The sequence below is a fragment of the Caldimonas sp. genome (assembly GCF_046289365.1).
Taxonomy (GTDB): domain Bacteria; phylum Pseudomonadota; class Gammaproteobacteria; order Burkholderiales; family Burkholderiaceae_C; genus Caldimonas.
In genome coordinates this window covers 1-11,788 of the sequence record NZ_JBKBVU010000097.1, presented here as the reverse complement: position 1 = coordinate 11,788, position 11,788 = coordinate 1, and the positions used below count along the sequence as shown (strand labels likewise).

General features: G+C 68.6%; 9 protein-coding genes. 2 read left to right on the top strand and 7 right to left on the bottom strand.

Annotated features, from left to right (window positions below; translation table 11 throughout):
• From ACK42S_RS10845 to dapC, 6 genes are all read right to left on the bottom strand, one after another.
• Nucleotides 1–1,005, bottom strand: a 1,005-nt coding sequence (locus ACK42S_RS10845) for an ABC-F family ATP-binding cassette domain-containing protein (RefSeq protein WP_409706950.1), incomplete at its 3' end; no start/stop codon positions are given.
• Nucleotides 1,005–1,880 (bottom strand): 50S ribosomal protein L3 N(5)-glutamine methyltransferase, encoded by an 876-nt coding sequence (gene prmB / locus ACK42S_RS10840; RefSeq protein WP_409706947.1) that lies wholly within the window; start codon nucleotides 1,878–1,880, stop codon nucleotides 1,005–1,007. The genes ACK42S_RS10845 and prmB, both read right to left, overlap by 1 nt.
• On the bottom strand, nucleotides 1,877–3,028 hold the full coding sequence (dapE, locus tag ACK42S_RS10835; RefSeq protein WP_409706944.1) for a succinyl-diaminopimelate desuccinylase: 1,152 nt from the start codon (nucleotides 3,026–3,028) through the stop codon (nucleotides 1,877–1,879). Before dapE ends, prmB begins: the two co-directional genes overlap by 4 nt.
• Nucleotides 3,029–3,055: 27 nt before the next feature.
• Nucleotides 3,056–4,255, bottom strand: a complete 1,200-nt coding sequence (locus ACK42S_RS10830) for a PilT/PilU family type 4a pilus ATPase (RefSeq protein ID WP_409706941.1) — start codon at nucleotides 4,253–4,255, stop codon at nucleotides 3,056–3,058.
• A gap of 46 nt (nucleotides 4,256–4,301) precedes the next feature.
• Complete coding sequence (gene dapD / locus ACK42S_RS10825; RefSeq protein WP_409706938.1) at nucleotides 4,302–5,132, bottom strand: 2,3,4,5-tetrahydropyridine-2,6-dicarboxylate N-succinyltransferase; 831 nt, start codon at nucleotides 5,130–5,132, stop codon at nucleotides 4,302–4,304.
• 21 nt (nucleotides 5,133–5,153) lie between these two features.
• Nucleotides 5,154–6,365, bottom strand: a complete 1,212-nt coding sequence (gene dapC / locus ACK42S_RS10820; protein ID WP_409706935.1) for a succinyldiaminopimelate transaminase — start codon at nucleotides 6,363–6,365, stop codon at nucleotides 5,154–5,156.
• A gap of 76 nt (nucleotides 6,366–6,441) precedes the next feature.
• Here dapC and ACK42S_RS10815 point away from each other — a divergent pair, with 76 nt between their 5' ends.
• Nucleotides 6,442–7,473 (top strand): alkane 1-monooxygenase, encoded by a 1,032-nt coding sequence (locus tag ACK42S_RS10815; RefSeq protein WP_409706932.1) that lies wholly within the window; start codon nucleotides 6,442–6,444, stop codon nucleotides 7,471–7,473.
• 15 nt (nucleotides 7,474–7,488) lie between these two features.
• Here ACK42S_RS10815 and queF read toward each other — a convergent pair whose 3' ends face one another.
• Nucleotides 7,489–7,971 carry a preQ(1) synthase gene (queF, locus tag ACK42S_RS10810; protein WP_409706929.1) on the bottom strand — a complete coding sequence of 161 codons (483 nt, stop codon included), beginning with the start codon at nucleotides 7,969–7,971 and terminating at the stop codon, nucleotides 7,489–7,491.
• A 169-nt stretch (nucleotides 7,972–8,140) separates the two neighbouring features.
• Here queF and smc point away from each other — a divergent pair, with 169 nt between their 5' ends.
• Nucleotides 8,141–11,656 carry a chromosome segregation protein SMC gene (gene smc / locus ACK42S_RS10805; protein WP_409706926.1) on the top strand — a complete coding sequence of 1,172 codons (3,516 nt, stop codon included), beginning with the start codon at nucleotides 8,141–8,143 and terminating at the stop codon, nucleotides 11,654–11,656.
• The last annotated feature ends 132 nt before the right edge of the window (nucleotides 11,657–11,788 follow it).

The following is an 11,788-nucleotide window of genomic DNA, read 5'->3' as shown; positions in this document are numbered from 1 at the left end:
CACGTCGCGCAGGATGAGCGTGTCGCCCTCGGCGTTGCGATAGCCCATGCCGGCACCATCGAGCACCAGCATGGGGTTGGGCAGGTGGGCCGGCTCGCGGAACTCGAACTGGAAATCGGCCGCGGTGAGCACCGGGGCGAGCTTTTCCATCCGCGCCAGCGCCTTGACCCGGCTTTGCGCCTGGCGGGCCTTGCTGGCCTTGGCCTTGAAGCGCTCGATGAAGCGCGAGAGCTGCGCAATGCGCTCTTGCTGACGCTCGAAGGCGGCCTGCTGCTGGCTCATGCGCTCGGCGCGCATCTCCTCGAAACGGGTGTAGTTGCCACCGTAGCGGGTCAGGCGAGCGTCTTCCAAGTGCACGGTCACCCGGGTGACCGCATCGAGGAACTCACGGTCATGGCTGATGACGATCAGCGTTCCCTCGAAGCGCTGCAGCCAGGCTTCCAGCCAGACCAGGGCATCGAGGTCCAGGTGGTTGGTGGGCTCGTCCAGCAGCATCAGGTCGGCCGGGCACATCAGCGCGCGCGCCAGCTGCAACCGCATGCGCCAGCCGCCCGAGAAGCTGTTCACCGGGGCATCGAGCTGTCCGGTGGTGAAGCCCAGGCCCAGCAGCAGCGCTTGCGCGCGGGCACGCGCGTCGAAGCCACCGGCCTGCTCGATGCGGTGATGGGCCTCGGCGATGGCCAGGCCGTCGTCGGCGGCCTCGGCCTGGGCCAGCGCTGCCTGTGCCGCCTGCAGCATGCGGTCACCGGCCAGCACGAAGTCGGTGGCGCCCTCGTCGGTCTCGGGCATGTCCTGGGCCACTTCGGCCACTTGCCAGTGGGCGGGCACCTCGGCATCGCCGGCATCGGCCTGCAGCCTGCCGGTGAGCAGGGCGAAGAGCGAGGATTTGCCGGCGCCGTTGCGGCCCACCAGGCCCACCTTTTCCCCGGGGTTCAGGGTGAGCCAGGCGCCTTCGAGCACGACCTTCGTGCCGCGGCGCAGGGTGAGGTTCTTGAGCTGGATCATCAGGGCAGGCTCTGGGCGGCCAGGGCTTCGCGTGTGAGCAGCACCACCATGTCGGGGCCGGCGCTGGTGTCGATCCACACGGCTTCGAGCAAGGGGAAGGCTGCCTCGAAATGGGCACGCTCGTGGCCGATCTCCAGCACGAGCACGGCGTGGTCGTTCATGTGGGCCGGGGCCTCGCGCAGGATGCGACGGATCAGGTCCATGCCATCCTCGCCGCCGGCCAGGGCCAGGTCGGGCTCGGCCTGGTATTCGGCCGGCAGGGCTGCCATCGACAGCGTGTTCACATAGGGCGGATTGCACAGGATGAGGTCGTAGCGGCCGGGCAGGACCTCGAAGAGGTCGCTGTGCACGAGACGGATGCGATCGGCCAGGCCATGGCGCTCGACGTTGATGCGCGCCACCGCCAGGGCGTCCTCACTGAGGTCGGCAGCATCCACGTGCACGTCCGGATAGGCCATGGCGGTGAGCACCGCCAGGCTGCCGTTACCGGTGCACAGGTCGAGCACTGCGCGGGTGTGTTCACCCAGCCAGGGGTCGATGCTGCCATCGGCCAGCAGCTCGGCGATGAACGAGCGCGGCACGATGGCGCGCTCGTCGACGTAGAAGCGCACGCCTTGCAGCCAGGCCTCCTGCGTGAGGTAGGCCGCCGGCACGCGGCTGGTGATGCGCTCGTCGATCAGGGCGTTGACGCGGGCCTGGTCGGCGCGGTCGAGCTCACGTGCCGCGACGCTGTCGAGGTCGTCCAGCGGCAGGCCCAGGGCCCACAGCGTGAGCCAGGCGGCCTCGTCGCGGGCGTTGGTGGTGCCATGCCCAAATGAAACGCCCGCCTCGTCGAGGCGGGCGGCCATGCGCTCGATCATCTCGAGTACCGTCATGCGATCAGTGCTTCCAGGGTCTTGCGGTAGATGTTTTTCAGGGGTTCGAGGTGGGCCACTTCCACGCCTTCGTTGATCTTGTGGATGGTGGCGTTGCGCGGCCCGAACTCGATCACCTGGGGACAGATCTGCGCGATGAAACGGCCATCCGAGGTGCCGCCCGTGGTGGACAGCTCGGGCGTGAGGCCGGTCTCGGTGCGAATGGCGGCCACGAGGGCTTCGCTCAGGTCGCCCGGCTCGGTGAGGAAAGGCAGGCCGCCCAGCGTCCAGGCGAGGTCATACTCCAGGCCGTGGCGGTCGAGCACTTCGTGCACCCGGGCCTTCAGGCCTTCGGGGGTGGATTCGGTGCCGTAGCGGAAATTGAAGTCCACGACGAGCTCGCCGGGGATGACATTGGTGGCACCGGTGCCGGCGTGCAGATTCGAGATCTGCCAACTCGTGGGCGGGAAGTAGGCGTTGCCGTGATCCCATTCGATGGCCGCGAGTTCGGCCAGGGCCGGTGCGGCCTGGTGCACCGGGTTGCGCGCCAGGTGAGGGTAGGCGATGTGGCCCTGGAGGCCCTTGACCGTGAGCCGGCCCGACAGCGAGCCGCGACGGCCGTTCTTGATCATGTCGCCCAGGCGCTCGACCGAGGTGGGTTCGCCGACGATGCAGTAGTCCAGGCGTTCGCCGCGCGCGCGCAGCCAGTCGCAGACTTTGACGGTCCCGTCGTTGGCCGGGCCTTCCTCGTCGCTGGTGATCAGGAAGGCGATGGAGCCACGGTGGTCGGGGTGGGCGGCCACGAACTCCTGCACGGCCACCACCATCGCAGCGATCGAGCTCTTCATGTCGGCGGCACCGCGGCCATGCAGCAGGCCGTCGCGGTGGGTGGGCGTGAAAGGGTCGCTGAGCCAGCGCTCCAGGGGCCCGGGGGGCACCACATCGGTGTGGCCGGCAAACACCAGCAGCTTGCCATCTCCGCCGGCGCGGCCCTCGCGCTTGGCCCACAGGTTGGTGACGCGAAAGTCGGATGGGCCGAAGACCAGCGTCTCACAGGCAAAACCCAGGGGCGTGAGCCGCTCGGCGATCAGGGCTTGGCAGCCGGCATCGGACGGTGTGACCGAAGGCCGGGCGATCAGGGCTTCAGTGAGGCGCAGGGTGTCGGTCATGGGGTGGGGGCCGCAGCGTGCCGGGCCTCAGCGCAGCACGCCAAAGCCGGTGGTGCCATACCCGCTGGGGCGCTCGTCGTTGCGCACGTCCAGCGTGATCTCGGTGAAGGACGGTCCGTCCTCGACCTCTTCTTTTTTCGGGGTGAGCTTGCTCTGGGCGCTCATGTCGTTCTGCAGCCGCCACATCAGGTTGGTGGGCGAATCAGCGTAGGCCAGGCCTTCCTCGCGGGTGACACGGCCCTCGTTGATCAGGCGGGCGATATCGGCTTCGAAGGTCTGCGAACCTTCGGCCAGGGATTTCTCCATTGCCTCTTTCACGCCGGTGAGATCGCCCTTTTCGATCAGCTCGGCCACGAGCTTGGTGTTGAGCAGCACCTCCACGGCCGGGATGCGTCCGCCGGTGACCGCGCGCATCAGGCGCTGCGAGACGATGGCCTTCAGCCCCGAGCCCAGGTCCGACAGCAGGGCAGGGCGCGCCTCGGGGGTGTAGAACGACATGATGCGGCTGAGCGCGTGATAGCTGTTGTTGGCGTGCATCGTCGACAGCACCAGGTGACCGGACAGGGCGTATGACAGGGCCGCGGTCATGGTTTCGCGGTCGCGGATCTCGCCGATCATGATGCAGTCAGGGGCCTGACGCAGGGCGTTCTTCAGACCGATCTGCAGGGACTGGGTGTCCCGCCCGACTTCGCGCTGGTTGACCACCGACTTCTTGTTCGTGAACAGGAACTCGATCGGATCCTCGATGGTGAGGATGTGCCCGGCCACCTGCTGATTGCGGTGCTCGAGCATGGCGGCCAAGGTGGTGCTCTTGCCGGTGCCGGTGGCGCCTACCAGCAGGATCAGCCCGCGCTTTTCCAGGATCAGGCTGGTGAGGATGTCGGGCACGTTGAGCGATTCCAGCGAGGGAATCGTGCTCGGAATGCAGCGGAACACCGCGGCGACCGAGCCGCGCTGCTTGAAGGCGCTCAGGCGGAAGCTGGCCACGCCAGGCAGCACCACCCCCAGGTTCAGCTCGCCTGTTTCGTCGAGCTCCTCCATCTGGGCGGGGGTGAGCACCTCGGCGAGCAACTGGCGCGGCTGCTGGGGGGTGAGGGGCTGATCGCTGACCTGCAGGATCTGCCCGTGGATCTTGATGAGGATGGGCGTCTTGGCCGACAGATAGACATCCGAGGCCTGCTTGTCGGCCATCAGGCGCAGCACGCGCTCCATGTTGCCACCGCTCATCGCCATCCTCCTCGTCGTGGGTGTGTCGGGTGTGCCGCAGTGTGCCTCAGGCGCGCAGCAGGTCGTTGATGCTGGTCTTGGAACGGGTCTGGGCGTCCACGCGCTTGACGATCACCGCGGCATACAGGCTGTAGGCCTGGCCGGCAGCCGTCGTCTTGGGCAGGTTGCCGCTCACGACCACCGAGCCGGCCGGCACGCGGCCGTAGGAGATCTCGCCGGTCTCGCGGTTGAAGATGGGGGTGCTCTGGCCGATGTACACGCCCATGCCCAGCACGGAGTTCTCTTCGACGATCACGCCTTCCACCACCTCGGAGCGCGCGCCGATGAAGCAGTTGTCCTCGATGATCGTGGGGTTGGCCTGCAGCGGTTCGAGCACACCGCCGATGCCCACGCCCCCCGAGAGGTGCACATTCTTGCCGATCTGGGCGCACGAGCCCACGGTGGCCCAGGTGTCGACCATGGTGCCTTCGTCCACATAGGCGCCGATGTTCACGTACGAGGGCATGAGCACCACATTCCTGGCGATGTAGCTGCCACGGCGCGCCACGGCAGGGGGCACGACACGCACACCGGTGGCTCGCATCTCCTCGTCGCTGAGGTGGGCGAACTTGGTGGGCACCTTGTCGAAGAAGCCCAGGTCGCCGGCGCGCATGGCGACGTTGTCGTGCAGGCGGAAACTCAGCAGCACGGCCTTCTTGATCCACTGGTGGGTGGTCCAGGCGCCGTCGATCTTCTCGGCCACGCGCAGCCGGCCCTTGTTCAGGTCGGCGATCACGGATTCGACGGCCTCGCGCACCTCGGGGGCGGCAGCGGAGGGCGACAGGGCGGCGCGGTCGTCCCAGGCCTGGTTGATGACGGCTTCGAGGGCTTGACTCATGGATGCGGACTCTTGAGTGGATCAGAGGGAACGGACATAGGCGGCGATGCGTTCGGCGGCCTCGACGCATTCGTCGAGCTCGGCCACCAGGGCCATGCGGATGCGGCCGGCGCCGGGGTTCAGGCCGTGCGCCTGCCGCGCAAGGAAGCTGCCGGGCAAGACCGTCACATTGTATTGAGCGAGCAGACCCCGCGCGAACTCGGTGTCGCTTTGCCCCAGGGCCTCGGGCACCTTGGCCCACAAGTAGAAGCCGGCATCGGGCAGGGCCACCTCCAGCACCTCGGCCAGCAGGGGGGTGACGCGGGCGAACTTGGCGCGGTACTGCTCGCGGTTGGCCACCACGTGGGCTTCGTCGTTCCAGGCGGCGATGCTGGCCTGCTGCACCACCGGGCTCATCGCGCTGCCGTGGTAGGTGCGGTACAGCGAGAAGGCTTTCAGGAGCCGTGCATCGCCGGCCACGAAGCCCGAGCGCAGGCCCGGCACGTTGGAGCGCTTGGACAAGCTGGTGAAGGCGACGAGGTTGCGCAGATCCTGGCGGCCGAGCCTGGCGGCGGCTTCCAGCCCGCCCAGCGGAGGCTCGTCACGGAAGTAGATCTCGGAATAGCACTCGTCCGAGGCGATCACGAAGCCGTGCCGGTCGCTCAGCTCGAACAGCCGAGCCCACTCGTCCAGCGGCATCACCGCGCCGGTGGGATTGCCCGGCGAGCACACATAGACGAGCTGGGTGCGCGCCCAGGTGTCGTCCGACAAGGCCGACCAGTCGCAGGCAAAGTTGCGCGTCGGGTCGCTATTGGCAAAGGCCGTGTCGGCACCGGCCAGCAAGGCGGCGCCTTCGTAGATCTGATAGAAGGGATTCGGGCAGACCACGATCGGCCCGCCAGCGTCGCGGTGCCGCGTCGGGTCGATGACGGTCTGGGCAAAGGCGAACAGCGCCTCGCGCGAGCCGTTGACCGGCAGCACCTGGGTGGCCGGATCCAGGCTCACGCCGTAGCGGCGCTGCACCCAGCCGGCCATCGCCTCGCGCAGGGCCGGCTGGCCCACCGTGGCCGGGTAGTGGGCCAGGCCGTCGAGGGCATGGGCCAGCACCTGGCGGATGAAGAGCGGCGTGGGGTGCCTGGGCTCTCCGATGCCCAGGCTGATGGGCCGCAGGGCCGGGTTGGGCGTGAGGTCTTGGGTGAGGGCGCGCAGCCGTTCGAACGGATAGGGCTGGAGGCGGGCGAGCAGGGGGTTCATGGACGGTGATTATCCCCGTTCGACGCACCGGGACGCTGCGCTTGACGGCTCGCCGGGGGGCTCCGATCATGGATCCATGAACACGTTGCGGTGGCGCGATCTGCGTTTTGCGCTGGCCTGGGCCATGCCCTGGGGGATCGGTACGGCCGCGTGGTATTCGCCCTGGGCGGCCTGGGGTGTGGCCCTGGGCGTGCTGGCGGGCGTGGCGGTGCTGGAATGGGTACTTCCCTCGTGGCGGCACTCGCCCGCGGCGCGCGAGCCGCATCCGTGGTTCGTGGCCTGCCTGCGCCTGCATGTGCTGTGGCAGGCCGGTCTGTTGGCCCTGGGCCTGCTCGTAGCCCGGGAGCAGTCCAGTGCGGCGGCGGTGCTGGCACTGGGGCTGGCCGTGGGGACGACCACCGGGTCGCAGGGAATCACCTTCGCTCACGAGCTGGGCCATTCCCGCTCCCGGCTCGACCGCACCCTGGGCTGGGCGCTGATGATCAGCGTGGGCTACGCCCACTTCATGGTGGAGCACTATCGCGGGCACCATGTGCGGGCGGCGACCGCCGACGATCCGGCCAGTGCTCGCGCAGGGGAATCGTTGTGGCGTTTCCTGCCGCGCACGCTGGCCGGCAGTTGGCGCAGCGCCTGGGCGCTGGAAGCGCAGCGGCTGGCGCGGCATCGCCAGGGCTGGGCGCACAGCCCGCTGGCCTGGGCGATGGTGGCGCAGGGGGCCTGGATCGGCGTGGTTGCGGCGGTGGCGGGCTGGCAAGGCCTGCTCTTCTGGGGGGTGCAGGCGGCCCATGCCGTGTGGCTGCTGGAGACCGTGAACTACATCGAGCACTATGGCCTGCAGCGCCGTGAGGTGCAGGGCCGGCCCGAGCGCTTCGGGGTGGAGCATGCCTGGAATGCCGACACCCTGATCAGCAACTGCCTGCTGGCCAACCTGCAACGGCATTCCGACCACCACATGCACGCCGGCAAGCCCTATGCCAGCCTGGAGCCCCTGCCGGGGCCCCAGTTGCCTACCGGCTATGCGGGCTGCATCTGGCTGGCGATGGTGCCGCCGCTGTGGTTCCGTGTCATGCATCCGCGTCTGGACCGGTGGCGACTGTCGCCGGCCTGAGCCCTGCGCGGCCTTTCAGCCCAGCAGGCCCGATTCGGACGCATGCTGCGGCAGCTCGATGCGCGGTTGGGGCTTCCAGCCCTTCTTGCGATGCTCGGCCACCACGTTGGTGTAGATGCCGCCGCGCACATACCACTTGGCTGTGATGCGCAGAAAGCGCGGCTCGATGGCCTTGACGATGTCGTCGAGGATGTCGTTGGTGACCTTCTCGTGGAAAGCCCCCTCGTTGCGGTAGCTCCACATGTACATCTTCAGGCTCTTGAGCTCGACGCACAGCTTGTCGGGGATGCAGTCGATCGTGAAGTGCGCGAAGTCGGGCTGGCCGGTCAGCGGGCAGTGGCAGGTGAACTCGGGGACCTGGAACTGGATGACGTAGTCGCGCTTCGGGCTGGGGTTCGGGAAGACATGCAGCTCCTTCGAAGGCGCCGAGGGCGGGTTGGGCGGCATCTCGCGCTGCCGGGGAGGGGTGCGGGCGGGGGAGGAAGGGCGTTTGGCCATGGCAGTGTGACGGTTGGAGACGAAGGGGCGCCCACGGGCTGGGCGGCAGGGGGGCGATGGTATCATCCGCGCTTCCCTGGAACCGGTCGATGGGTCGGTTTTCGTATACGAATCAACGACTTAGCGCGAGGCCGCCGGTGGCGGCCCGGCGCGGTGCCCCAAGCAGCCCATGCGCCTGAACTCGATCAAGCTGTCCGGCTTCAAGTCCTTCGCGGAGCCCACGCATTTCCAGTTGCCCGGGCAACTCGTCGGCGTGGTGGGGCCCAACGGCTGCGGCAAGTCCAACATCATGGATGCGGTGCGCTGGGTGCTGGGCGAGTCCAAGGCCTCGGAGCTGCGTGGCGAGTCGATGCAAGACGTGATCTTCAACGGCTCGGGCACCCGCAAGCCGGCCAGCCGGGCCAGCGTGGAACTGGTGTTCGACAACTCCGACGCGCGCGCCGGCGGACAGTGGAACCAGTTCACCGAGATCTCGGTGCGACGCGTGCTCACGCGCGATGGGACGTCGAGCTATTTCATCAACGGGCAGCCCGTGCGCCGCCGTGATGTCCAGGACGTCTTCCTCGGCACGGGCCTGGGGCCGCGGGCCTACGCGATCATCGGCCAGGGCACGATCAGCCGCATCATCGAATCACGCCCCGAGGAGCTGCGCATGTTCCTCGAGGAAGCCGCCGGCGTGTCCAAGTACAAGGAGCGCCGCCGCGAGACGGAGAACCGTCTGAAGGATACGCGCGAGAACCTCACCCGGGTGGAGGACATCCTGCGTGAGCTGGGCCACAACCTCGAGCGTCTGGAACAGCAGGCCGAGGTGGCGCAGCGTTACCGCAGCCTGCAGGAGCAGGGCACGCTCAAGCTGCATCAACTCTGGTTCCTCAAGCACCGCGATGCGGCCGCCGAGCAAGAGCGCGTGCACCGCGAAGTGCTGGAAGCCACCAATGCCCTGGAGGCGAGGCTGGCCGAGCTGCGCCACGTCGAGGCCGAGCTGGAGACCCTCCGGCAGGCGCATTACGCGGCCAGCGACGAGCTGCACGCCGCGCAGGGCGCGCTGGCCGAGGCCAGCCTCGAAGTCAGCCGGCTCGAGGAACGCATCCGCTATGTGGTGGAGGGGCGTCAGCGCGTCGAGCAGCGGTTGATCGAGCTGAAAGCGCACAGCGGCCAGTGGGCCGAGCGTCGCGCCCAGGCCGAAAGCGAGCTCGAGACGATCGCCGAGCAGATCGCGATGGCGCAGGAGCAGGCCGAGGTCCTGGCCGCCCAGGCCGAGGAGGAGGCAGCCAATCTCCCGGCTCTGGAGGACGCGGTACGCGCCGCCGTCACTCGGGCCAACGAGCAGCGCAACGCCGTCTCCGGCGTGCAGCAGCAGATCCAGTTGCTGGCGGTGGAATCGCGCAACCTGGACGAGCAGGGCCGGCAATTGCAGACGCGGCGTGAGCGCCTGGCCGCCGAGGCCAAGGGCCTGGCCGCCCCTGACGAAGCCCGGTTGGGCGAACTGCAGCGCCTGCACGAGCAGGCGGCCCAGGAGCAGGCCGTGGCCGACGAGCGCCTGCACGAGCTGACCGAGCGGGTGCCGCATCTGGACGAGGAGCGGCGCGCCCAGCAGGAGCGGGTCAATGCCGAGTCGGCCCGGCAGGCCGACCTGGCGGCCCGGCTGGAGGCTCTGAGGGCGCTGCAGGAGAAGGTGCAGACCGAGGGCAAGCTCAAGCCCTGGCTGGCCAAGCACGGCCTGGACGGGCTGCAGGGCCTGTGGACGAAGGTGCACATCGAGCCGGGCTGGGAGACGGCCCTGGAATCGGCGCTGCGCGAGCGGCTCAACGCGCTGGAGGTGGGCCGTGTCGAGACCGTGCGGGCTTTCGCCAGCGACGCGCCGCCGGCCAAGCTGGCCTTCTACACGCTGCCCTCGGCCGCCATCAGCAACACCCACCACACGCTGCCACGCCTGTCCGACTTGCTGCGCCTGCACGATGCCGGGCTCAAGGCCCTGCTGAACGACTGGCTGGAAGGGGTCTACACCGCCGGCTCCATCGATGAAGCCCTGGCCCAGCGCGACAGGCTCACCCACGGCGAGGTGATCATGACCCGCGAGGGCCATGCGGTGTCGCAGTTCGCGGTGGCGTTCTACGCCCCCGACTCCGAGCAGGCCGGCATGCTCGCCCGCGCCCAGGAGATCGAGAACCTGGAGCGACAGGTGCGCGCCCAGGCCCTGATCGCCGACGAGGCGCGCTCGGCCCTGGTGCGGGCCGAGGCGGCGTACACCGAGGCCTCCCAGCGTCTGGTCACGGCCCGCCGCGAGGCGGCCGAGCTGCAAGCGCGCACCCATCAGCTCCAGGTGGAGTTGCTGCGCCTGACGCAGCAGGCCGAGCAGACCAGCAGCCGGCGCGGCCAGATCGAGGAGGAACTGGCCGAGATCGATGCGCAGCTCGAGGAACTGGCCGAACGGCGAGCCACCGGCGAGGCGCGCTTCGAGGAACTCGACATGCTGCTGGCCAACGAGCAGGAGCGCCACGCCGAGCTCGAAGAGGCCGTGATCGAGGCCGAGCGCAAACTCAACCAGGCGCGTGAGCAACTGCGTTCACTCGAACGCGAAGCCCAGGAGTCGCAGTTCTCGGCCCGCGCCCTGGCCTCCCGCCGCGGGGAGCTGCAGCGCTCCATCGAGACGGCGGTGCAGCAGATCCAGGCCAACGAGCGCTCGGCCGAGCAGTTGCAGGCCGAGCTCGACGGCTTCAACGACGCTGCGGCCCAGGCCGGCCTGCAGGAAGCGCTGGCGCTCAAGATGGAGCGTGAGGCAGCGCTGGCGGCCAAGCGCAGCGAGTACGACGATCTGTCGATGCGACTGCGCCGGGCCGACGAGCAGCGCCTGGAGTTCGAGCGCAGCCTCGATCCGCTGCGTGAGCGCATCACCAAACTGCAGCTCGAGGAACAAGCCGCTTCGCTGGGCGGCGCCCAGTTCCTCGAGCAGCTCACCCAGGCCGAGGTCGATCTCGAGGCCCTGGCGCGCACGATCGAGGAAGGCGGGGTGCGACTGCACGGCCTGCAAAGCGAGATCGACCGCATCAACCGCGAGATCAATGCCCTGGGGGCGGTGAACCTGGCGGCTCTGGACGAGCTCACCGCCGCGCGCGAGCGCAAGACCTTCCTGGATGCCCAGAACGCCGACCTGACCGACGCGATCAAGACGCTCGAGGATGCGATCCACAAGATCGACATGGAAACCCGCGAGCTGCTGAAGAAGACCTTCGACTTCGTCAACGAGCACTTCGGCAAGATGTTCCCGAGCCTGTTCGGCGGCGGCACCGCGAAGCTGGTCATGACCGGCGACGAGATCCTCGATGCCGGTGTGCAGGTGATGGCCCAGCCGCCGGGCAAGAAGAACAGCACGATCCACCTCCTGTCCGGTGGCGAGAAGGCGCTGACGGCCATCGCGCTCGTGTTCGCGATCTTCCAGCTCAACCCGGCGCCCTTCTGCCTGCTCGACGAGGTCGATGCCCCGCTGGACGACGCCAACACCGAGCGCTACGCCAAGCTGGTGACCGCGATGTCCAAGGACACCCAGTTCCTGTTCATCTCGCACAACAAGATCGCCATGGAGATGGCCGAGCAGCTCATCGGCGTGACGATGCAGGAGCAGGGGGTCTCGCGCATCGTGGCCGTGGACATGGAAGCGGCCGTGGGCATGGCCGAGGCGGCCTGAGCATCATGGGCAGCCTGCAACTGGCCTTGCTCGTCCTGGGCGTGCTCGTCGTCGGCGCGGTGGTGGCCCATGGGGCCTGGCAGGCCCGCAAGGCGGGTGTGCGCCGAGCCACCCCCCGCAGCGAGGCCGTGC

Bases quoted from the DNA above. Each gene is read 5' to 3' on its own strand.
- prmB (WP_409706947.1), bottom strand. From the start codon at position 1,880: ATGACGGTACTCGAGATGATCGAGCGCATGGCCGCCCGCCTCGACGAG.
- dapE (WP_409706944.1), bottom strand. From the start codon at position 3,028: ATGACCGACACCCTGCGCCTCACTGAAGCCCTGATCGCCCGGCCTTCG.
- ACK42S_RS10830 (WP_409706941.1), bottom strand. From the start codon at position 4,255: ATGAGCGGTGGCAACATGGAGCGCGTGCTGCGCCTGATGGCCGACAAG.
- dapD (WP_409706938.1), bottom strand. From the start codon at position 5,132: ATGAGTCAAGCCCTCGAAGCCGTCATCAACCAGGCCTGGGACGACCGC.
- dapC (WP_409706935.1), bottom strand. From the start codon at position 6,365: ATGAACCCCCTGCTCGCCCGCCTCCAGCCCTATCCGTTCGAACGGCTG.
- ACK42S_RS10815 (WP_409706932.1), top strand. From the start codon at position 6,442: ATGAACACGTTGCGGTGGCGCGATCTGCGTTTTGCGCTGGCCTGGGCC.
- queF (WP_409706929.1), bottom strand. From the start codon at position 7,971: ATGGCCAAACGCCCTTCCTCCCCCGCCCGCACCCCTCCCCGGCAGCGC.
- smc (WP_409706926.1), top strand. From the start codon at position 8,141: ATGCGCCTGAACTCGATCAAGCTGTCCGGCTTCAAGTCCTTCGCGGAG.